The following is an 18,745-nucleotide window of genomic DNA, read 5'->3' on the forward strand; positions in this document are numbered from 1 at the left end:
CAGAGCGTCCGAGCCAGTGGCTTCATTCGAGCGAAACGCCCATGGGTTCGCTGTCCTCGGCCTGCTCAAGCAGCATCTGCTTATAACGAGCGGCCATTTCCTCGGCCTTGTCGAACACCTTCTGGGGATCGGTCAGCATGTCGCCGGGCTCGGGCTCAAGGGCCTTGGTGGACAAGGAAATCCGGCCCCTCTCGGCATCGAGATCGATGATCATCACCTTCATCTGATCGTTGACATTGAGCACGGTGTGGGGCGTCTCGATGTGCTCGTGGCTGATCTCGGAGATGTGCAGCAGACCACTGACACCACCGATGTCGATGAAGGCGCCGTAGGGCTTGATGCCCCGGACGGTACCCAGCACCACCTCGCCCACCTCGAGGCGATTCATCTTGCGCTCCACCAAGGCACGACGATGGCTCAGCACCAGGCGGTTGCGCTCCTCGTCCACCTCCAGGAACTTGAGGGGGAGGAAGTCGGCCACGAGCTCCTCCTTGGCCTTGCGGGTGCTGATGTGGCTGCCGGGGATGAAGCCCCGCAGGCCTTCCACCCGCACCAAGGCACCACCGCGGTTGGTGGCGAACACCTCGCTGTAGATGGTGGCGTCTTCCTTCTGCAGCTGGCGCACCCGCTCCCAGGCGCGCTGGTATTCGATGCGGCGAACCGAAAGGGTGAGCTGGCCGTCCTCGTTCTCCTCGCTGAGGATGAAGAATTCGCGCACCTCCCCGGGCTCGAGCACGTCGGAAAGATGCTCGACGCGGTTGATCGACACCTCCTGCAGGGGCATGAAGGCGGCGGTCTTGGCGCCGATGTCGATCATGGCGCCCTTTGATTCAAGGGCGAACACGGTGCCGTTGACGACGTCGCCCGGCTTGAAGTTGTAGTCGTACTTGCTGAGCAGGGCCGCGAACTCATCCAGCGTGAAGCCCACGCCGTCACCATCCCGGGCGCTGACCCTGCTGCTGGAGTCGTCGGCGCTGGGAACCTCTTCCGGAATGGCCAGATCGAGATCCTCTGTGGTCTCGATGTCGGCGGCCTCCTCGCTGCTGATCGGCGTGAGGGCCTCGAGGGTGTCGGCTTCGGAAGAAGGAGTGAGGGTCATGGAGCTGGGACGGTCTGCCGGCGGCAGTGCGAAGGAACGGGGTGACTGCCCGCCTGCAGCGCACACCCGATCGATCACTCTATCAATGGGCCGGCTGAAGCCTCTCTCGGCTGCTTCGCATCGGCCTCAACCAACCACCACCAGCCGGTTCTTGGTTTTGCCCCGGTTCCCCAGGCCTTCCAGGGTGGCCACGAAATCGCTGACGCCCTGGAACTGGCGGTAGACGGAGGCGAAGCGCACGTAGGCGACCTCGCTCATCTCGCGCAGGCGCTGCAGCACCAGCTCACCGATCTCGTTGCTGCTCACCTCACGGCCGGCCCGCTGCTGCAGGACCAGTTCGATGTCGTCGACGACGGCCTCCAGTCGGGCCGGTTCCAGGCCGGTCTTCTCGCAGGCCCTCAGCAGACCGTGCAGGAGTTTGCTGCGATTGAAGGTTTCCCTGCTGCCGTTGCGCTTCACCACGGTGATCGGAACAGTCTCGACCCGTTCGTAGGTGGTGAAGCGAAAATCACAGTTGAGGCACTCCCTGCGCCGCCGCACGCTGCGCCCGGAATCGGCGGCCCTTGATTCCAGAACACGGCTATCGGTGTGTTGGCAGGAGGGACATTGCATCCCTGGGCACGCTTCCAAGTATTTGGAGTGTAAACAGCTACGCGCACAAAGAGAAGGGGTCGCCATCAAGGTGGGTCCCCAGACAAGAAAAAACCCCTGGTTTCCCAGGGGTTGCGTCAATCCAAAAGCGTGGTCACTTGCCGATTTTCGGGGGATCGCGGAAGGCGATCGCGAAAAAGAGCGTGGAGATGGCCAGGGCCAGGATCAGGATGTAGGCGAAGCTCTCCATGGGAATCCTCGGGGGGGCTGGCGGTCAGCTGAGGGGGGAGCCAGCCGGGGGCACGAAGCCCTCGGGCAGGCGTCGGGTGGAACGGTCGCCCAGCTTGGCGAACAGACCGAATTCCACTTGCTCACCGAGATCGGGGTCGATACCGGCGAAGACATCACGGTAGAGGGTGCGGGCACCGTGCCAGATGTGGCCGAAGAAGAAGAGAAGGGCGAAGCAGGCATGGCCGAAGGTGAACCAGCCGCGGGGTGAACTGCGGAAGGTGCCGTCGGAGTGGTAGGTCTCACGGTCGAACTCGAAGGCCTCGCCAAGCTGGGCCTTGCGGGCCAGTCGCTTGACGTCGGCGGGATCGGTGAACGTCTGACCGTTGAGGGCACCGCCATAGACGGTGGCCGTCACGCCCTGCTGCTCGAAGGAGTACTTCGCCTCGGCACGACGGAAGGGAATGTCGGCGCGGACGATGCCCTGATCGTCCTGGAGGACCACCGGGAAGTTCTCGAAGAAGTTGGGCAGGCGACGGACTTCTAGGTCATGGCCTTGCTTGTCGGTGAAGGAGATGTGCCCGATCCAGGAGGTGGGCAGGCCGTCACCGTTGATCATCGGGCCAACGCGGAACAGGCCACCCTTGGCGGGGCTGTTGCCCACATAGTCGTAGAAGGCGAGCTTCTCGGGAATGGCCGCGAAGGCCTCTTCCTTGGTGGCGCCGTTGTCCATGGCGGTCTGGACGCGACGGTTGATCTCCGTCTTGAAGTAGTTCTGATCCCACTGGTAGCGGGTGGGTCCGAACAGTTCCACCGGTGTGGCGGCCGAGCCGTACCACATGGTTCCGGCCACGATGAAGGCCGCGAAGAACACCGCCGCGATGGCGCTGGCCAGGACCGTCTCGATGTTGCCCATGCGAAGCGCCTTGTAGAGGCGCTCCGGCGGACGGGTGGTGATGTGGAAGATGCCGGCGATGATGCCGACGATGCCGGCGGCAATGTGGTGCGCCACGATCCCCCCTGGGTTGAAGGGGTTGAAGCCTTCAGGTCCCCAGGAGGGTTGCACCGCTTCGAGGTGGCCCGTGAGGCTGTAAGGATCCGAGATCCACATCCCCGGTCCGAAGACGCCGGTGAGGTGGAAGGCTCCGAAGCCGAAGCAGCCCAGGCCGGCCAGCAGCAGGTGGATGCCGAAGATCTTGGGGAGGTCGAGGGCTGGCTCCCCGGAGCGGGGGTCCTGCCAGATCTCGAGATCCCAGTAGGTCCAGTGCCAGATGGCGGCAAGGAAGAGCAGGCCACTGAAGATGATGTGGGCCGCAGCCACGCCTTCGAAGCTCCAGAAGCCGGGGTCGACGCCGGTTTCACCGGTGACACTCCAGCCCCCCCAGCTGCCTGTCACGCCCAGGCGGGCCATGAAGGGCATGACGAACATGCCCTGGCGCCACATGGGGTTGAGGACCTGGTCGGAGGGGTCGAAGATCGCAAGCTCATAGAGCGCCATGGAGCCGGCCCAGCCGGCTACCAGGGCGGTGTGCATGAGGTGCACGGCCAGCAGTCGGCCCGGGTCGTTGATGACGACCGTGTGCACCCGGTACCAGGGCAATCCCATTGGGGGGTCAGGTCTGGGTTGACAGTTGCCAAAGCCGATCGCCGGAGCGATGGCGGCTAAGGAGACGCTCGGTGAATACCGATCCGTGCTGGCGATGGTAAGGGTTGCGGGCAACGCCACGGGGCCCAGGTAACGGACCGCAACGGCGCGATCCAGAATGGAAGCCCACCTGTTCCCCGAGAGGCTGCTGCCATGCCCGTGATCCGGTTCGTGCGTGAGCAGCGCGACGTGGAGTGCTACCCGGGGGAGAACCTCCGCGAGGTGGCCCTGCGCGAAGGCATTGAGCTTTACGGCCTCAAGGGCCGCCTGGGCAACTGTGGTGGCTGCGGCCAGTGCATCACCTGCTTTGTGGAGGTGGTGGAGGGAGGCGCGCACAATGCGCTCACCGAGCTGACGTCGGTGGAACTGCTGAAGCTGAAACGGCGCCCCCAGACCTGGCGGCTGGCCTGCCAGGCCCTGGTGGAGAAATCGGTGATGGTGCTCACCAAACCCCAGGTGGGACTGGGCGACCGTGAGGGCGAATTGATCCGGGCCCGCTCCCTGCCCCTGCCGGAGGGCCCCACCGCCTGGCCCGAGCCTCCCGCTGCACCGCAGCAGGAGGATTCTCAGGAGGGGCTGACGGCACATGAAGGAGCGGCGTCTCCATCCACAACGAGCGATGAAGGGGGCGTCCTTCCTGCCGATGGGCGGTGATACCTTCTCAGAACCTCTCCAGCAGTCATGGAAACCAACGACCTCGGCTTCGTTGCCAGCCTTCTGTTCGTTCTGGTTCCCGCCGTCTTCCTGATCATTCTTTACATCCAGACGAACAGCCGCCAGGGCGGCTGAGCCGGGTTCAGCGGGCCCGCCCCTCCGGCTCCCGCACAAGCAGCACCGGAGCCGGAGCATGCACCCGGATGTAGTCGCTCACCGAGCTGCCCAGAAGCTTGTCGAGATCCACCAGGGCTCTGGCCACAAGTGGTCTGCGGTCCTGGGAGGCGATCACCACCAGATCCGCCTTGACGTCCTCAGCGGTGGTGCACACACCGCGGGCAATGTCACCCGTGCGATGCAGCCCCTTCATCTCCACACCGAAGCTGCGCGCCCGCTGGATCGCCTTCAGCAGCACGTCGTCCCCGGGGGTGCGCCCTCCCCGTGAGGGTGTGATGTCCTGACGGGACACGTGCACGCCGGTGAGGCTGCCGCCAGGGATGCCCTGCACCAGCTCACAGGCCAGCCTCAGGGCGTCGTCGCCCACACCGGTGCCGTCGATGGCCACCAGGACCCGGTTGATGGCCTTCACGTAAAGGTCGTCGCGGACCAGCAGCATGGGACGGGTCGACAGCTGGAAGACGTACTGGCTGGTGCTGTTGCCCAGGATCGACTGCAGCCTGCCCAGCCCCCGCGATCCCATCACGATCAGATCGGCCTCCAGTTCATCGGCCACCTTGAGCACGGTCAGCTTGGTATCGCCTTCGCGCACCACGATGTTGACTTCGGCTGGGGTCAGGCCGAGGCGCTCAATGGCCTCCTTGACCAGAATTTCGGCCTGCTGACGATGGGCTTCCAGATCGAGCCCCCCCTGCTCGGGAATCACGTGCAGAAGGTTGATCCGGGCCTGTCGGCAGGGGGGGATATCGCGCAGGAGGCGGACCATCTCCTCGACATGGCCCTTGCCGGAATCGGCGATCAGCAGGTTGCGGAACACGGACATCAAAATGGCTCGGCATCAGCCTATGGCTGATCCCCATTCCGCACTCTCCCGTGGTGAAGACCGTGATGCAGCGTCCGGAGCAGGCGTGGTGGCGACTGCAGCGGCGGGTGCTGCCCCAGCACACCGACCATGCCGGGGTGATGTGGCACGGGGCCTATCTGGCCTGGCTGGAGGAGGCCCGGGTCGAGGCCCTGGCCCAGGCCGGCGTGGCCTATAGCGCCCTCTCTGCACGGGGGCTGGAATTACCGGTGGTGGGCCTGCGCATCGATTACCGCCAGGCCCTGCTCCACGGTGACGGCGTCGAGATCCGCAGCAAGGTGCTGCCGCGGGTGGGGTTGAAGCTCCCCTGGCTCAGCCACTTCATCCGCCCCGACGGGACCGTGGCGGCAGAAGCCTGCGTCGATCTGGTACTGGTGGAGCTCGCCAGTGGCCCTTCGCGGCGACGCTTGCTGCGGCGGTTGCCGGAGGACCTGGAGCAGGCCCTGGCCATCCTGCGGTCGGGACCGCCCGGGAGCGCCGGTCATTTATAGTACGCTTGTACTGTTGTTCTGGCCGTGGGGCGCTGCGGATGGGAGATCTGGTGCAGGGTTCTTTCCCCCGCCAAGTGGCCCCTATCTGGGATCGGCAGCGGCGCCTTTGGTGGCTGCTCTGGAGCCGCTGCCCCGGGCTCGGCTGGCAGCGGCTGCGGTCCCTTGAGGCCTGCTGTGGCGGGCTGGCCGGAGCCTGGGAGGCTTCTGCGGATGAGCTGGCGGCGGTGCCGGGTCTGGGGCGTGAGCTGGTGGCGGCGGTGGAGCGGTTTCGCCATGGCTGGGGCCCCCGGCCCCTGGAGGCCTTCGCACCGCGATGCCGCTTTGGCCGTGGGGTGCTGGTGCCGGGGGATCGGAGCTGGCCGACGGGCCTGCGGGAGCTGCAGCGGCCTCCCCTGCAGCTCTGCTGGCAAGGGCGGGGCAGCCTCTGGCCCCACCTGGGCCATGGCCGCTCGGTAGCCGTGGTGGGGACCCGACGTCCATCCCTGCATGGCCTCTCGATGGCCCGCGCCATCGGCGCCGCCCTGGCCGAGGCGGGCTGGCCCGTGCTGAGCGGTCTGGCCGAAGGCATCGATGGCGCTGTCCATGGGGGCTGTCTGGCGGCCGGCGGGGCTCCTGTCGGGGTGCTGGGTACACCACTGGGCCGCGCCTACCCCCTCCACCATGCGGCGCTGCAAAATCAGGTGGCCCGTGAGGGCCTGCTCGTGAGCGAGCTGGCCGAGGGGGGCAGGGTCCGGCCCGGCAGCTTCGTCGCCCGCAACCGCCTGCTGGTGGCCATGGCGGCGGCAGTGGTGGTGGTGGAGTGTCCGGTGGCCAGCGGGGCGCTGCATTCGGCCGAGCTGGCCTGGCAGCAGGAGCTACCGCTCTGGGTGGTGCCGGCTGATGCTGGCCGCGCCTCGGCCATGGGCAGCAACCGGTTGCTGGCCAGGGGCGCCACCCCCCTGCTCCTCCCCGCCGACCTGATCGGCCAGCTGGGCAGGGGGCCCCTGGCCCGGCGGCCCCCCGCCGACGACCCTGCTCCGGCCAGGGGGTGTCAGGGGGCGGAGGCGGAAGGGTTGCTGGCGGCCGTGGGCGGCGGCGCCAGCCTTGAGCAGCTGAGCCTTGCGCTCGACCGCCCCATGGCCGAGCTGATGCCCCGGCTTCTCGAGCTGGAATTGGACGGGCTGCTGCGGGCCGAGGCCGGCCTCTGCTGGCGACCCTGCTGAGGCCACCCCTGATGAGATTGCCACTGCTGATTAGGCTTCCCCCATGGTTTTCCAGGTCGGCACCGTCCCCGTCTCTGCGCCCCCGGCGGATGGCCCTGACGGCCTGATGATCACGGCGTCGGAGCTGCTGGGCTGGCGCCGCCGCCTGCTGGCCCTCGGCGGCGAGGCCACCGCCCTCGACTGGCTGCTGGATCTGGGCGCCGGTCTGCGCTGGAGCCAGTTGCAGGCGCTGTGGTGCCATCCGCAGGCCGAGGTTCGGCTGCACCGCTCGCTGGAGGGGCTGGAAGCCCTCTGGCGCCGCCACCTCCACACCCATGAGCCCCTCCAGTACCTGGTGGGCCGCTGCCCCTGGCGCGACCTGGAGCTGCCCGTGGCGCCCGGGGTGCTGATCCCCCGGCAGGAAACGGAGCTGCTGGTCGATCTGGCCCTGTCGCTGGGGCCCGCAGCGCGCCCACCATCCCGCTGGGCCGATCTGGGCACCGGCTCCGGTTGCCTGGCCATCGCCCTGGCCCGCAGCCTTCCTGAGAGTCGTGGCTTCGCGGCGGAGGCCAGCCCGGAGGCCCTCGTCCAGGCGATTGCCAACCTGACCCGGTGGGACCTGCAGCAGCGCGTCACCCCGCTGGCGGGTGACTGGTGGCAGCCGTTGGCGCCCTGGTGGGGGGCGCTGGATCTGGTGGTGAGTAACCCCCCCTACATCCCCAGCGCCACCCTCCTGGAGCTGGATCCAGTGGTGCGGAATCACGAACCCCGCCTGGCCCTCGATGGCGGCCCCGACGGGCTGGCGGCCATCCGTTCGATCGTGGCGGGCAGCCCCAGGGGCCTGGCCCCCGGGGGCCTGTTGCTGCTGGAGCACCACCACGACCAGAGCGAAGCGGTCGGCGAGCTGCTGCGCGCCGCCGGCCTGGAACGGCTCGGGGTGCATGCCGACCTGGAGGGCCGGGCCCGATTCGCCAGTGGCTGGAGGCCCTGCGTCCGATGAAGGGTCCTGAGCACCTGGCCAGGCGATTGGCGCAGGGGGAGGCGGTCCTGTTCCCCACCGACACACTGCCGGCCCTGGCCGCCCGGCCCGAGGCGGCGGCCCTGCTGTGGCGCTTGAAGCAACGCCCCGCCGACAAGCCGCTGATCCTGATGGGGGCGGATCTGCCCCAGCTGGAGGAAGCCCTGGGCGTGCCCTGGCCGCCGGCCTGGCTCGATCAGGCCCGGCGCAGCTGGCCAGGGGCCGTCACACTGGTGTTGCCGATCGCTGGTGCGATGACCACCCATCTCCATCCAGGGGGAACGAGCCTGGGGCTGCGCGTCCCGGCCTGCGAGCGGGCGCGCCAGCTTCTGCGCCTCAGTGGCCCCCTGGCCACCACCAGTGCCAACCGTTCCGGCGAGCCCCCCGCCACCACGGCAGGCGAGGCGGCCCGTCAGTTCCCCGGACTGTCCCTGCTTGAGCCCTTGCCCTGGCCGGCGGGATCCGGGCAGGCCAGCGCGGTTCTGGCCTGGCGGGGGCCGGAGCACGGAAGCTTCGACGCGTGGAGCGTGCTCCGGCCCGGGGCCCCTGAGGCGTCGGGCCGGGGGAGCGCCTGATGCTGCCCCTGCTGCTGGCGGTGTTGCTGACGGTGAGCCTCAGCCACTGGTTTCTGGTGCCCCTGGTCCATCTGGCTACCCCCCTGTTCAATCTGGGTTGGCTGGGTTGGCTGGGCTTGGCGGCGTTGCTGTGGCTGTTCGCCGGAGCATGATGCCCAGATAGCGAAGGGCTGTCCTGCGGCCGCACCTACTCCATGGCGCCGACGGAGGCGTGCTGAACGCCCCCCATGATCCTTCCCAGCGCCGGCGATCCCGGGCTCGCCGCCTTCGGCTCCAGCCTGACGGCCATCACCCTGGCGGAGCTGGGGGACAAGACCTTCTTCATGGCCCTGATCCTGGCGGCGCGCCATCGCCCCCGCTGGGTGTTCCTCGGGGCCTTCGCGGCGCTCAGCCTGGTCACCCTGTTGTCCCTGGGCATGGGCTACGGGCTGAGGGAGTGGCTGCCCCAGTCCGTAGTTCCCTGGCTGGCGGCGGCCCTGTTCCTCGGGTTCGGCGTCAAGTTGCTGGTGGATGCGGCCGGCCTGCCCGCCGATGCCGCCAAGGAGGAGGCCCGGGAGGCCGAGGCGGCGATCGACGCCGCCGAGAGCGATGGCAGCATCCGCGGTCCGGGCGCCGTGATCTGGGAGGCTTTCGTGCTGGTGTTCCTGGCCGAACTGGGGGATCGCACCCAGTTCGCCACCATCTTTCTGGCGGCGGCGCCGGCCTTCAGCTTCGCCGGCCTGCTGGCCGGCACGCTGCTGGGCCATGCCCTGGTGACCTGGCTGGCGGTGGGTGCGGGCCAGTGGATCGGTAGCAGGATCAGTGAGCGGGTGCTGTACCGCCTCAGCGGTGGCCTGTTCCTGGCCTTCGGTGTCCTGGCGCTCTGGCAGGCGATCGGTTAGAGCCCCTCAGCGGCTGGCGGGCTGCTGCAGATCCCAGCGGAACAGGCCCCGCAGTGTGGGCTGCTGGAACGGGCCCTCCTCCATCGTCGGGGTGAAATCCACCCTCTCGTTGACAGGAACCGTCAGGGGGCGCGCCGGGGGGCCAACGGCCGGCGGTGTTTTGCTCCCAGCCGTTGGTGCGGGGCCGCTGGGATCCACATAGCGGGTGCGAATGCCCGGACGGCCCAGGATCTCTGCGCCAGAGCGGGTCGCAGGCTGGGGCGCGATCGGTGGCTGCGGCGGTGGGGCCTGGGCCACATCCCCGGCGAGGGTCACCAGCCCCCCCACCAGCCAGGCATGGCACGGCATGACATCGCCTCCCGCTTGCTGTGATCGGGTGATGGTAAGGGAGGTGGATCCGTTCTCCTTCCAGGCAAGCCGGCTAACGGATTTGAACCGATGGCCTTCGCTTTACAAAAGCGCTGCTCTACCACTGAGCTAAGCCGGCATGGGCCTTGGCCCGGCCCAGCCTATCCCTGGGCCAGGGCCCAGAGCAGCAGCTGGGTGCGGCTGCGACAGCCGGTCTTGGCCAGCAGGTGGGAGACGTGGCACTCCACCGTGCGTGGGCTCAGCACCAGCTGGGCGGCGATGTGGCGGTTGCTGTCGCCCCGGCGCAGCAGGTCCAGGACCCGTTGTTCGGCCGGGGTGATGCCCACGGGGAAGATGTCTGGCAAGGCGTGGTGTCGCTTCACTGCCTGGAGGGTTCCCGCAGGCCGTCGCCGTGCTGTCCCGCCTCAGTCCGGATCGGCGGGGGAGGGGTCTTCCGCCGGTTCGCAGGCCAGGGGAAGGGCCAGCTCCTGCGGGGCTTCGGGGTCAGGGGCCTGGGCCATGCCCACGGCGGCGGCCGCGGCCACCAGGGCTGGCAGGGGCCGGGCCCGTTTGATCGGCAGGTTGGCCACGAGGGCGGTGACGCGGTCCTCGGTCTCCAGGCTCACGTCGCCTTCCTCGATGTCGATTTCCACGTAGCGCTGCACCACTTCAAGGATTTCGCGCCGCATCTGCTCGAGCAGTTCGGGATTGAGATCACTGCGGTCGTGGGCCAGCACCAGCTGCAGCCGCTCCTTGGCCATGGTGCCGCTGGGTTTCTGGCGCCCCAGCAACCGTTGGAGGAAATCGAACAGCGTCATGGTGCTCAGAAGAGACCGGTGGTCTTGCGGATCTTGTTCATCAGCCGGGCCCGCAGACCCTTGCGGGCTTTGGAGGGATCCTCCACGGGGATGTCCTCACCCCGCAGGCGCCGGGCGATGTTCTGGTAGGCCTTCGCGGCGGGGGATCCGTTGCCGTTGAGGGTGAGCGGCTCCCCCCGGTTGGTGGACACGATCACCTGCTCGTCCTCCACCACCAGGCCCACCAGGGGCAGGGCCAGGATGTCGGTGACGTCGTCGACGCCCAGCATCTCCTGGCTGGCCATCATCCGGGGGCGCACCCGGTTCAGCACCAGCTGCACCGGCGTCACGCCCCGGGTGTTGAGCAGGCCGATCACCCGGTCGGCATCCCGCACGGCCGACACTTCCGGCGTGGTGATCACGATCGCCTCGCGGGCGGCCGCCGCCGCATTCTTGAAGCCGTCCTCGATCCCCGCCGGGCAGTCGATCAGAACGAAGTCAGCCCGCTCGGCCACCATGGCGACGATGCGCTGCATGTCCTCGGGGGTGAGCCACTCGAGCATCCGGGGATTGCCGGCGGGCAGCAGGGCCAGGTTGGGCTCCTGCTTGTGCTTCACCAGGGCCTGATCCAGCCGGCAGGTTTCGGCCAGCACCTCCTGGGCGGTGTAGACGATCCGGTTCTCCAGGCCGAGCAGCAGATCGAGATTGCGCAGGCCGAAATCGGCATCGAGCACCACGGTGCGCTCCCCCAGGCGGGCCAGGGCGATCCCCAGGTTGGCGGTGAGGGTCGTCTTGCCGACGCCACCTTTGCCGGAGCAGATGAGGATGATGCGAGCGGGGGCTGACGTCACGGCGTCCACGGGCGTCGCGGCAGGTTAGTCCCATTGGGCGAAGTCACCGGGCCATGGCCGTGAACTGCCGCTAGAAAGACCTTTCCCTTCCTGCGCCTCGATGACCTCCGCCCCCCACCGGCCCCAGCGGCTGCTGGTGATGCCCGACGACGGTGTGGATGCCGTGGTCGCCCTGATCGAGGAGGCCTCCGAGCAGTTGCTCCTCAAGCAGTTCAAGCTGCAGTCGGAGGCGGTGGAGGAGGCCCTGCGGCGTGCCCAGGCGCGCGGTGTGCAGGTGCGGGTGATGCTCAATCCCCACACCTCCGGTGGCGACCGCTGGAACGACGAGGCCTTCGCCCGCCTCCAGTCCTGGGGCATCGAGACCGCCTGGACCAGTGAGGCGTTCCCCGTCACCCACGAGAAGTCGATGGTGGTCGACCGGCACACCGCCCTGGTGGCCACCTTCAACCTGTCCGACAAATACTTCACCGAAACCCGCGACTACGGGGTGCTCACCTACAACCCGGCCGTGGTGGCGCAGGTGATCGCCGGCTTCGAAGCCGACTGGCAGCGCCTCTTCTTCCAACCCGATCTCGGCGTGGGACTGGTCTGGAGCAGCGCCCACAGCCGCGGACAGATGGCCCGCATCGTCGATGCCGCCACCCGCACCCTCTGGATCCAGCACCCCAAGTTCGTCGATGCGGTGATCCTGGAGCGGATCATCAGTGCCCGGGAGCGGGGCGTGAAAGTGAGGGTGCTGTGCGGCGGCAAGCACGGCATCAGCGACTGGGACATCTACGACACCTTCTCTTCTCTGCGGGTGATGGAGCGCTTCGGCGTCAAGGTGCGGCGTCAGCAGCACCCCAAGCTGCACGCCAAGCTGATCCTGGTGGACGGGGCCTTCGCCCAGACGGGCTCGATGAACATCGATCGCAGTGCCTTTGATCTGCGTCGGGAGCTGGGCATCGAGAGTGATGCTCCCGAAGTGGTGGCGCGGCTGAAGGAGATGTTTGAGATCGACTGGGAGGCGGCCTCGAAGTACCACGCCCCCGATCCCCTCGATCCCAGCTGCCACGAGGAGGGGGAACTGCCGCCGGATCCCCATTTCGTGCATGACTGAATCCCCCGCCCCCGGCACAACGCCCTCCCCGCCCGGGCTGCGGCAGCTGTTCACCGGCATGCTCATGGTGGCCCTCTCCGCCTTCGGCGGTGGCCTCTCGGCCTGGAGCCAGCGGATCATCGTGGAACAGCGCCACTGGATGAGCAACGAGGAATTCCTCACCGGACTCACCGTGGCCCGGCTCTTTCCTGGCCCCAACCAGATCAACATGGCCGTTTACGTCGGCACGTTCTTCCGCGGCCTGCCGGGGGCCCTGGCGGCCTTGGCGGGCATGCTGCTGGTGCCGTTCACCCTGCTGATGGGGGTCGGCCTGCTGTATTTCCAGTTCCATACGCTGCCGGCGCTTGACCGTGTGCTGGCGGGCGTGGTGGCGGCGGCGGCAGGGATGGCTCTCTCGATGGGGTTCAAAATCCTCGACCAGTACTGGAAGGATCCGATGGCCCTTGTGCTGGCGGCTGTCACCTTCGTCCTGATGACGTTCTTCCACGTGCGCCTGGTGCCGCTGGTGCTCGTGGCCGGTCCCCTGGCGATGGCCTGGTACTGGCCCCGGCCGTCCCATCCCCCTGCACCCCAGGGGGAGCGTCGCTGATGCCGGCCGTTCTGATCGCGGTCGCGTCCGCTGCCACGAGCTGCACCCCGATGCGGCTCAATGATCTGGGCCATCTGCTGCAGGTGATGGGCACCTTTCTGGGTTTGTCCCTGTTTTCCCTGGGGGGCGGCAACACCCTGCTGACGGAATACCACCACCTCAGCGTCGAGCAGTACTGCTGGCTGCGGCCCTCCCAGTTCGCCGACATCTACGCCTTGGCGGAAGCGGCTCCAGGCCCGAGCTCGATGATCGTGGGGCTGCTCGGCATGGGGGCCGGCTGGCCCGAGGGCCCCGGCTGGGCCCTGCTGAGCGCCTACGGCGCTGAGATCGCCATCCTGCTGCCGTCCACCTTGTTGATGGTGGTGGCCTGCCTCAGTTGGAATCGGCTGCGGGACTCCCCCTGGCGTGTGGCCTTCGAGCGGGGCCTCGGCCCCATCACCCTCGGCATTCTGTTCGCCGTGGGGGTGAAGATCCTCAAGACCGCCGACACCAACGCCGCCGGCGTTGTGGTGTCCCTGCTGGTGTGCGTGCTGATGCTGCGCACCCGGATCTCGCCGTTGTGGTTCATGGCCGTGGCCGGCGGACTGGGGGTCTTCGGCCTGATCAACCGCTGAAGTCCGGCGCCGCTGGATCGATGCGGATCTCCCCGTCCACCAGCAGGGCCTGCTCGGCCAGCCCGGGCGGTGGCAGACCTTCCGGCCCCCGGGCCACCACATCGGCAATGCGCAACTGCAGGGGTCGCAGTTGCAGAGCGACGATGCGGGCGTCCGGGTTGCCGGCGACGCCGGCGTGGGCGATGCCCCGCAACCGCCCCCACACCAGAACATTGCCAGCAGCACTGAGGCGGGCACCGGGGTTCACATCCCCGAGCAGCAGGACCGAACCCTCCGCCTGCAGATGGTCGCCGGAGCGCAGGGTGCCGCGATGCACCAGCAGATCGCCCGCCACGGCTGCTTTGGCTGGCGAAGGCGGCTGCGGCATCGCCGGATCGATCTCGAGTCCGAGGGCCGCGGCGGCCACCAGGGTGTCCGGCTGGCCACTGGCAACGCGCACCAGTTCCAGCTGCAGGGGGGCCAGCAGCTCCTGCAGCTGCCGCAGCTCCGGCAGGCGCAGGGGCCAGCTCCCCGCCTCCAGCACCACGCTGCCCGCCGGGGGCCGGCGGCTGCCGAGGGCGTAGCGCACTTCCTCCAGGGCACTGGCGGAGCCCTGCTGCGCCGGCAGCCGCAGCAGGTGCGGCTGCCGGTCGTCGATGGCCTGGATCAGTGCGGCGGCCAAGGCGGTGCCCAGGACTGCAGCGAACCTAGAGGCCCTGGCGGCCCCCGTCCTCCTGCCGCCGCACCGCCAGGGCCGCCCGCAGGTCGTCGCTCACCTGGGCGGGGTGGATCAGCCAGGCCATGTCGACCGTCTGGCAGAGGCTGGCCACCAGGGGCGAGCGCTGCTCGAGGGCCTGCAGCCGTAGGCCATCCCAGAGCCGCAGGCCCCCGGCATAGGGGTGATACCCCCGGCTCTGGCGCTGCTGCAGGGCGCAGCAACCTTCCGCCACCAGGCCGGCCCGTTCGCACAACTGCCGCGCCATCGCCAGCAGCTCGATCTGGCCGGCCGGGGGGAGATCGCTCACGTCCGTGGCCTTGGGCAGGCGCCGCTCCAGCAGCCGCCCGCAGGGATCGGCCAGTTCCTGGGGGGCCTCCTCCCGCCAGCGCACCAGGTGGTAGCCGGTGCGGATGTCGTCGTTGGCCAGGTAACTGTCCAGATCAAGCCGGTCGCGATCCCAGAGCCAGCGGGCCATGGTGGGATCGGCCCACACCACGGCGGGGCCGAGCCGGCGGGCCACGGCGATCACCCGGTTCAGCAGCCAGTTGCAGACGATGTTGAGCCGGTGGTTGTAGACGCTCCTGTACATCAGGTGGCGCACCACCAGGTAGTGCTCCACCGCCATCAGACCGCGGGGATGCAGGGCCAGATCGCCGTCGGGCGCCAGGGTGAGGCTGGCGAGGATTCGCTCCAGGTCGAGCTGGCCGTAGCGGGTGCCGGTGCTGTAGCTGTCGCGCAGCAGGTAGTCGAGCCGGTCGCAGTCGAGCTGGCTGCTCACCAGGGCCTTGATCGCCCGGCAAGGGTGGTGGCCGTGCTCCAGCAGGTCGGCCACCAGGGCGGCCCGCCCGGGGGCCTCCGCGTCGAGCCGGTCGCGCAGGGCGGGATGGTCGCGGATCAGCCGGCCCGACCAGACCTCATGCTGCACCCCGAACATCTCCTCGCCCGAGTGGCTGAGGGGTCCGTGGCCCACGTCGTGCAGCAAGGCGGCGGCATACAAGACCCCCCGGTGCTCGGCCAGGGAGGGATCGAGCCGCTCCAACTGCTGCAGGGCCAGCCGCGCTATGGCGAGCACGCCGAGGGAATGGGTGAAGCGGCTGGATTCCGCCCCATGGAAGGTGAGGAAGGCTGGCCCCAGCTGTCGGATTCGCCGCAGCCGCTGGAAGGGCGCCGTGTCGATCAGGTCGATGGCCAGGGCTTCGGCGGGATCCTGGCGATCGAGGCGGATCGCCCCGTGCAGCGGATCGTGGTAGGTGCGCTGGCTCATGGCGCGAGGGCTGGGGCCGCCAGTTCAGCCACCAGCAGGGTGGCGGCCGCCTGCCGCCAGGTGTCCCCGTCCCCGTCCGGCTCCAGGGGCTCAGGCTGGGACAGCAGCACGTCCGGCTCGATGCCCTGGTTCTGGATGTCGCGGCCGTTGGGGGTGAGGTAGCGGGCCACGGTCACCGCCAGACCGCTGCCGTCGCTCAGGTTGATCAGGGTCTGGATCAGCCCCTTGCCGAAGGTGCGGCTGCCGGCCAGACGGGAGCGGCCGCCGTCCTGGAGGGCACCGGCCAGGATCTCGCTGGCGCTGGCCGTGCCGGCGTTCACCAGGGTGAGCATCGGGCCGCTGTAGAGACGGCCGGGAGTCGCCTGCTGCCGGGCGGCGATACCGCCCCGATCCTGGGTTTCGACGATCGGCTCGCCGTCGAGCAGGCCATCGGCCACCGCCAGACCGGCGGCCACCAATCCGCCGGAGTTGTTGCGCAGGTCCAGGATCAGCCCTTCGATCGGCCCGCTGCCACCAGTGGCGGTCAGCTCGGCCAGGGCGGCGCGCACCTGCTGGGGCACCGGTTCGCTGAACTGGGTGATCCGCAGGTAGCCCAGGGAGTGCCCTTCGCTCTGCAGGCGATGGCTGCGTACCGGTTGCAGATCCACTTCGCGGCGGTCGAGCAACACCTCCGAGGCCTGGCCCGCCGGGGTGCGCAGGGCCAGGAGCACGTCGCTGCCGGCGGGACCGCGCAGGCGGGCGGCGGTGCCCTCCAGCCCCAGCACGTCGGCTGGGATGCCGTCCACCTTGAGGATCTCGGTGCCGGAGACGATCCCCGCGTCGGCGGCGGGGGAGGCATCGAGGGGGGCGATCACGACGATCCGCTGATCCCCGGCTCGCAGTCCCAGCTGCAGCCCCACGCCGGTCACGCGGCCCTGGGTGTTGGAGCGAAGGGTGGCGTACTCCTCGGGGCGCAGCATCCGGGTGTAGGGGTCGCCGATCGGCGCCAGCATGGCCTCGATCGCGTCGTAGGCCTCCACCGAGCTGGCAATCGACTTCTCCAGGGCCTTCTGGCGCAGGCGCCGCCATTGCACCGCCTCCAGCTGGGCGGGATCGACATAGCTCTGGTTCACCAGCCGCCAGGCTTCCACCACCAGCTGCTGGGCATCGCTGAGTGCCAGCGCCGGGGCAGGGAGGCACAACCGCAGGCACAGGCCCGTCACCAGGAGGAGCCGCAAGAGCCGGACCCCGCCTGGCAGCCCTGTTGCAAAGCATTGAGCCGGGATGGACCGGCGGCCCTGGTCTCTCACGGGGGGGTCAGAACGATCGGTAGACTCTCGCAACCCAAGCCCCACGCTGCATGGCGAACTCGTCTCCTGGCGCCAAGTCGTCCCCGATCTATGACTGGTTTGAGGAGCGCCTCGAAATCCAGGCGATTGCCGACGATATCTCGTCCAAGTACGTTCCCCCCCACGTCAATATTTTTTATTGCCTGGGTGGCATCACGCTGGTGTGCTTTCTGATTCAGTTCGCCACCGGCTTCGCGATGACCTTTTACTACAAGCCCACGGTGGTGGAGGCCTATACCTCGGTCCAGTACCTGATGACCGACGTCAGCTTCGGCTGGCTGATCCGCTCAGTGCACCGTTGGAGCGCCAGCATGATGGTGCTGATGCTGATCCTGCACGTCTTCCGGGTGTATCTCACTGGTGGCTTCAAGCGGCCCCGGGAGCTGACCTGGGTCACCGGCGTCACCATGGCCGTGATCACGGTGTCCTTCGGCGTTACCGGCTATTCCCTCCCATGGGATCAGGTTGGTTACTGGGCCGTGAAGATCGTCAGCGGTGTTCCCGCCGCCGTCCCCGTTGTCGGCGACTTCATGGTCGAGCTGCTCCGCGGCGGTGAAAGCGTCGGCCAGTCCACCCTGACGCGCTTCTACAGCCTCCACACCTTCGTCCTGCCCTGGCTGCTGGCGGTGTTCATGCTGATCCACTTCCTCATGATCCGTAAGCAGGGCATCTCAGGCCCGCTCTGAACCCCGTTCTTCCACCTAGCCTTCCCCCACTGGTCACCAGCGCTCCGAGCTCCCCACCATGCACATCCTCAAGAAGCCTGACCTCACCGACCCCAAGCTGCGGGCCAAGCTGGCCAAGGGCATGGGCCACAACTATTACGGCGAGCCGGCCTGGCCCAACGACCTCCTCTACATCTTCCCGGTGGTGATCCTGGGAACCCTCGCCTGCCTGGTGGGTCTGGCCGTTCTCGACCCCGCCATGCTGGGCGATCGGGCCGATCCCTTCGCCACGCCGCTCGAGATCCTTCCCGAGTGGTACCTCTACCCGGTGTTCCAGATCCTCAGGGTGGTTCCTAACAAGCTGCTGGGCATCGCCCTTCAGACGATGATCCCCCTGGGCCTGATGCTCATTCCCTTCATCGAGAGCTTCAACAAGTTCCAGAACCCCTTCCGCCGCCCCGTGGCCATGGGTGCTTTCCTGTTCGGCACCGTGTTCACCATCTACCTGGGCATCGGCGCCTGCCTGCCGATCGACAAGTCCCTCACCCTGGGTCTGTTCTGAAGCCAGCCGGGGCTTCTGCCCCGATTGTTCTTTCCCTTCAGCCGCGAGCGATCGCGGCTTTTTTGTGTTCAGGCCTTCCTTTGGGTCCAGAGGCCCACAGCAGCTCTCAATCGCCCCTGGCTGCCATGCCATGGCCCATGGCTCCCAAGCAAGACACACCAGCCGCAGGAAGACGTGGCAGGGGCGCCGAACGGGGACGCGGGAACCCAGGTTGTGCAGCCCCTCCTAGGAGCCTCTGAGGTGCCCACGCACCTGGCGCCTGATGCTCCCAATAGCGTCAGGCCCTGCGCTGGTCTGCCGGGAGCTGAAGCCAGGCAAGAATCTCGCCCCTTGGCGGTGAGCCCCCAATGAGGTGATATGATTTTGGACTGCGCCCCACCAGAGCGAGAGCTCGAGGGGGAAGCGGGCTTACTGAGACTGAGAGGCGCGAGCCGACGGTGCTGTAAGTTTTCTGAGTCGCCGGGAGGCGACGCGCCGCGAGAGCCCCGGAAGGGGTGGAGCGGTAGAACCTGGACAACCAAAAAAGTTT

At 68.2% G+C, this 18,745-nt stretch carries 25 protein-coding genes and 1 tRNA gene; 13 read left to right on the top strand and 13 right to left on the bottom strand.

Annotation, left to right across the window (positions count from 1 at the left end):
• Nucleotides 1-22 precede the first annotated feature (22 nt).
• The 4 genes from KBY95_RS12205 to psbB form a co-directional block, all read right to left on the bottom strand.
• On the bottom strand, nt 23-1,099 hold the full coding sequence (locus tag KBY95_RS12205) for a 30S ribosomal protein S1 (protein ID WP_254965291.1): 1,077 nt from the start codon (nt 1,097-1,099) through the stop codon (nt 23-25).
• Between the two features lie 126 nt (nt 1,100-1,225).
• On the bottom strand, nt 1,226-1,711 hold the full coding sequence (gene nrdR / locus KBY95_RS12210) for a transcriptional regulator NrdR (protein WP_254965292.1): 486 nt from the start codon (nt 1,709-1,711) through the stop codon (nt 1,226-1,228).
• Between the two features lie 133 nt (nt 1,712-1,844).
• Nucleotides 1,845-1,940 (bottom strand): photosystem II reaction center protein T, encoded by a 96-nt coding sequence (locus KBY95_RS12215; protein WP_010314684.1) that lies wholly within the window; start codon nt 1,938-1,940, stop codon nt 1,845-1,847.
• 24 nt (nt 1,941-1,964) lie between these two features.
• Complete coding sequence (gene psbB, locus KBY95_RS12220; RefSeq protein WP_254952916.1) at nt 1,965-3,524, bottom strand: photosystem II chlorophyll-binding protein CP47; 1,560 nt, start codon at nt 3,522-3,524, stop codon at nt 1,965-1,967.
• 192 nt (nt 3,525-3,716) lie between these two features.
• Between psbB and KBY95_RS12225 the strand changes: the two genes are divergently transcribed.
• The gene (locus KBY95_RS12225; RefSeq protein WP_254965293.1) at nt 3,717-4,217 is read left to right on the top strand and encodes a 2Fe-2S iron-sulfur cluster-binding protein; all 501 of its coding nucleotides are present in this window, start codon (nt 3,717-3,719) and stop codon (nt 4,215-4,217) included.
• Nucleotides 4,218-4,244: 27 nt separating this feature from the next.
• Complete coding sequence (gene psbM / locus KBY95_RS12230; RefSeq protein ID WP_015109223.1) at nt 4,245-4,352, top strand: photosystem II reaction center protein PsbM; 108 nt, start codon at nt 4,245-4,247, stop codon at nt 4,350-4,352.
• Between the two features lie 7 nt (nt 4,353-4,359).
• On the opposite strand, the gene KBY95_RS12235 is transcribed toward psbM, so the two are convergent.
• Complete coding sequence (locus KBY95_RS12235) at nt 4,360-5,211, bottom strand: universal stress protein (RefSeq protein WP_254965328.1); 852 nt, start codon at nt 5,209-5,211, stop codon at nt 4,360-4,362.
• A gap of 71 nt (nt 5,212-5,282) precedes the next feature.
• On the opposite strand from KBY95_RS12235, the gene KBY95_RS12240 reads away from it, so the two are divergent.
• The 6 genes from KBY95_RS12240 (at nt 5,283) to KBY95_RS12265 (ending at nt 9,402) form a co-directional block, all read left to right on the top strand.
• Nucleotides 5,283-5,747: an acyl-CoA thioesterase gene (locus KBY95_RS12240; RefSeq protein ID WP_254965330.1), complete on the top strand. Its 465-nt coding sequence runs from the start codon at nt 5,283-5,285 to the stop codon at nt 5,745-5,747.
• A gap of 74 nt (nt 5,748-5,821) precedes the next feature.
• Entirely contained in the window at nt 5,822-6,949 is a 1,128-nt protein-coding gene (locus tag KBY95_RS12245; protein ID WP_315858917.1) for a DNA-processing protein DprA, read from the top strand.
• 43 nt (nt 6,950-6,992) lie between these two features.
• Entirely contained in the window at nt 6,993-7,928 is a 936-nt protein-coding gene (gene prmC / locus KBY95_RS12250; RefSeq protein WP_254965295.1) for a peptide chain release factor N(5)-glutamine methyltransferase, read from the top strand.
• A complete protein-coding gene (locus KBY95_RS12255) occupies nt 7,925-8,521 on the top strand; it encodes an L-threonylcarbamoyladenylate synthase (protein WP_254965296.1) in 597 nt (198 codons plus the stop codon). The genes prmC and KBY95_RS12255 overlap by 4 nt, the downstream gene beginning before the upstream one ends.
• Nucleotides 8,521-8,673 carry a hypothetical protein gene (locus tag KBY95_RS12260; RefSeq protein WP_254965297.1) on the top strand — a complete coding sequence of 51 codons (153 nt, stop codon included), beginning with the start codon at nt 8,521-8,523 and terminating at the stop codon, nt 8,671-8,673. The genes KBY95_RS12255 and KBY95_RS12260 overlap by 1 nt, the downstream gene beginning before the upstream one ends.
• 75 nt (nt 8,674-8,748) lie before the next feature.
• Nucleotides 8,749-9,402: a TMEM165/GDT1 family protein gene (locus KBY95_RS12265; protein WP_254965298.1), complete on the top strand. Its 654-nt coding sequence runs from the start codon at nt 8,749-8,751 to the stop codon at nt 9,400-9,402.
• Nucleotides 9,403-9,408: 6 nt separating this feature from the next.
• On the opposite strand, the gene KBY95_RS12270 is transcribed toward KBY95_RS12265, so the two are convergent.
• The 5 genes from KBY95_RS12270 to minD all read right to left on the bottom strand — a co-directional run bounded on the left by KBY95_RS12270 (nt 9,409) and on the right by minD (nt 11,407).
• Nucleotides 9,409-9,750 (bottom strand): hypothetical protein, encoded by a 342-nt coding sequence (locus tag KBY95_RS12270; protein WP_254965299.1) that lies wholly within the window; start codon nt 9,748-9,750, stop codon nt 9,409-9,411.
• Between the two features lie 67 nt (nt 9,751-9,817).
• A tRNA-Thr gene (locus KBY95_RS12275) sits at nt 9,818-9,889 on the bottom strand.
• Between the two features lie 22 nt (nt 9,890-9,911).
• Nucleotides 9,912-10,115 (bottom strand): response regulator transcription factor, encoded by a 204-nt coding sequence (locus tag KBY95_RS12280; protein WP_254965300.1) that lies wholly within the window; start codon nt 10,113-10,115, stop codon nt 9,912-9,914.
• Nucleotides 10,116-10,175: 60 nt separating this feature from the next.
• The gene (gene minE, locus KBY95_RS12285) at nt 10,176-10,568 is read right to left on the bottom strand and encodes a cell division topological specificity factor MinE (RefSeq protein WP_254965301.1); all 393 of its coding nucleotides are present in this window, start codon (nt 10,566-10,568) and stop codon (nt 10,176-10,178) included.
• A 5-nt stretch (nt 10,569-10,573) separates the two neighbouring features.
• On the bottom strand, nt 10,574-11,407 hold the full coding sequence (gene minD, locus KBY95_RS12290) for a septum site-determining protein MinD (RefSeq protein ID WP_396095017.1): 834 nt from the start codon (nt 11,405-11,407) through the stop codon (nt 10,574-10,576).
• A 91-nt stretch (nt 11,408-11,498) separates the two neighbouring features.
• Between minD and KBY95_RS12295 the strand changes: the two genes are divergently transcribed.
• From KBY95_RS12295 to KBY95_RS12305, 3 genes are read left to right on the top strand one after another with little or no spacing between them, the layout of a single operon-like run.
• A complete protein-coding gene (locus tag KBY95_RS12295) occupies nt 11,499-12,497 on the top strand; it encodes a phosphatidylserine/phosphatidylglycerophosphate/cardiolipin synthase family protein (RefSeq protein ID WP_254965305.1) in 999 nt (332 codons plus the stop codon).
• Nucleotides 12,490-13,086 carry a chromate transporter gene (locus KBY95_RS12300; protein ID WP_254965307.1) on the top strand — a complete coding sequence of 199 codons (597 nt, stop codon included), beginning with the start codon at nt 12,490-12,492 and terminating at the stop codon, nt 13,084-13,086. The genes KBY95_RS12295 and KBY95_RS12300 overlap by 8 nt, the downstream gene beginning before the upstream one ends.
• Complete coding sequence (locus KBY95_RS12305) at nt 13,086-13,700, top strand: chromate transporter (RefSeq protein WP_254965309.1); 615 nt, start codon at nt 13,086-13,088, stop codon at nt 13,698-13,700. The genes KBY95_RS12300 and KBY95_RS12305 overlap by 1 nt, the downstream gene beginning before the upstream one ends.
• Here KBY95_RS12305 and minC read toward each other — a convergent pair.
• From minC to ctpZ, 3 genes are read right to left on the bottom strand one after another with little or no spacing between them, the layout of a single operon-like run.
• Nucleotides 13,690-14,361, bottom strand: coding sequence for a septum site-determining protein MinC (gene minC / locus KBY95_RS12310; protein ID WP_254965311.1), 672 nt, complete (start codon nt 14,359-14,361; stop codon nt 13,690-13,692). The two genes, KBY95_RS12305 and minC, sit on opposite strands and share 11 nt — an antisense overlap.
• Nucleotides 14,362-14,386: 25 nt before the next feature.
• The gene (locus tag KBY95_RS12315; protein ID WP_254965313.1) at nt 14,387-15,661 is read right to left on the bottom strand and encodes an HD domain-containing protein; all 1,275 of its coding nucleotides are present in this window, start codon (nt 15,659-15,661) and stop codon (nt 14,387-14,389) included.
• Entirely contained in the window at nt 15,658-16,878 is a 1,221-nt protein-coding gene (gene ctpZ / locus KBY95_RS12320; RefSeq protein ID WP_254965314.1) for a carboxyl-terminal processing protease CtpZ, read from the bottom strand. Before ctpZ ends, KBY95_RS12315 begins: the two co-directional genes overlap by 4 nt.
• A 122-nt stretch (nt 16,879-17,000) precedes the next feature.
• On the opposite strand from ctpZ, the gene petB reads away from it, so the two are divergent.
• Both petB and petD read left to right on the top strand, forming a co-directional pair.
• Nucleotides 17,001-17,675 (top strand): cytochrome b6, encoded by a 675-nt coding sequence (gene petB / locus KBY95_RS12325; protein ID WP_254965316.1) that lies wholly within the window; start codon nt 17,001-17,003, stop codon nt 17,673-17,675.
• A 58-nt stretch (nt 17,676-17,733) separates the two neighbouring features.
• On the top strand, nt 17,734-18,216 hold the full coding sequence (gene petD / locus KBY95_RS12330) for a cytochrome b6-f complex subunit IV (RefSeq protein ID WP_254952944.1): 483 nt from the start codon (nt 17,734-17,736) through the stop codon (nt 18,214-18,216).
• The last annotated feature ends 529 nt before the right edge of the window (nt 18,217-18,745 follow it).

Origin of the sequence: Cyanobium sp. Aljojuca 7A6 (genome assembly GCF_024346455.1) — a bacterium.
GTDB lineage: Bacteria > Cyanobacteriota > Cyanobacteriia > PCC-6307 > Cyanobiaceae > Cyanobium.

Excerpts from the sequence above, each read along its gene's own strand:
- petD (WP_254952944.1), top strand. The coding sequence starts at position 17,734 with ATGCACATCCTCAAGAAGCCTGACCTCACCGACCCCAAGCTGCGGGCC.
- KBY95_RS12305 (WP_254965309.1), top strand. The coding sequence starts at position 13,086 with ATGCCGGCCGTTCTGATCGCGGTCGCGTCCGCTGCCACGAGCTGCACC.
- KBY95_RS12265 (WP_254965298.1), top strand. The coding sequence starts at position 8,749 with ATGATCCTTCCCAGCGCCGGCGATCCCGGGCTCGCCGCCTTCGGCTCC.
- KBY95_RS12270 (WP_254965299.1), bottom strand. The coding sequence starts at position 9,750 with ATGCCGTGCCATGCCTGGCTGGTGGGGGGGCTGGTGACCCTCGCCGGG.
- prmC (WP_254965295.1), top strand. The coding sequence starts at position 6,993 with ATGGTTTTCCAGGTCGGCACCGTCCCCGTCTCTGCGCCCCCGGCGGAT.
- KBY95_RS12315 (WP_254965313.1), bottom strand. The coding sequence starts at position 15,661 with ATGAGCCAGCGCACCTACCACGATCCGCTGCACGGGGCGATCCGCCTC.
- KBY95_RS12215 (WP_010314684.1), bottom strand. The coding sequence starts at position 1,940 with ATGGAGAGCTTCGCCTACATCCTGATCCTGGCCCTGGCCATCTCCACG.
- KBY95_RS12260 (WP_254965297.1), top strand. The coding sequence starts at position 8,521 with ATGCTGCCCCTGCTGCTGGCGGTGTTGCTGACGGTGAGCCTCAGCCAC.
- nrdR (WP_254965292.1), bottom strand. The coding sequence starts at position 1,711 with ATGCAATGTCCCTCCTGCCAACACACCGATAGCCGTGTTCTGGAATCA.
- psbB (WP_254952916.1), bottom strand. The coding sequence starts at position 3,524 with ATGGGATTGCCCTGGTACCGGGTGCACACGGTCGTCATCAACGACCCG.
- KBY95_RS12300 (WP_254965307.1), top strand. The coding sequence starts at position 12,490 with ATGACTGAATCCCCCGCCCCCGGCACAACGCCCTCCCCGCCCGGGCTG.
- KBY95_RS12225 (WP_254965293.1), top strand. The coding sequence starts at position 3,717 with ATGCCCGTGATCCGGTTCGTGCGTGAGCAGCGCGACGTGGAGTGCTAC.
- KBY95_RS12295 (WP_254965305.1), top strand. The coding sequence starts at position 11,499 with ATGACCTCCGCCCCCCACCGGCCCCAGCGGCTGCTGGTGATGCCCGAC.
- KBY95_RS12240 (WP_254965330.1), top strand. The coding sequence starts at position 5,283 with ATGCAGCGTCCGGAGCAGGCGTGGTGGCGACTGCAGCGGCGGGTGCTG.
- petB (WP_254965316.1), top strand. The coding sequence starts at position 17,001 with ATGGCGAACTCGTCTCCTGGCGCCAAGTCGTCCCCGATCTATGACTGG.
- KBY95_RS12205 (WP_254965291.1), bottom strand. The coding sequence starts at position 1,099 with ATGACCCTCACTCCTTCTTCCGAAGCCGACACCCTCGAGGCCCTCACG.
- KBY95_RS12255 (WP_254965296.1), top strand. The coding sequence starts at position 7,925 with ATGAAGGGTCCTGAGCACCTGGCCAGGCGATTGGCGCAGGGGGAGGCG.
- minE (WP_254965301.1), bottom strand. The coding sequence starts at position 10,568 with ATGACGCTGTTCGATTTCCTCCAACGGTTGCTGGGGCGCCAGAAACCC.
- psbM (WP_015109223.1), top strand. The coding sequence starts at position 4,245 with ATGGAAACCAACGACCTCGGCTTCGTTGCCAGCCTTCTGTTCGTTCTG.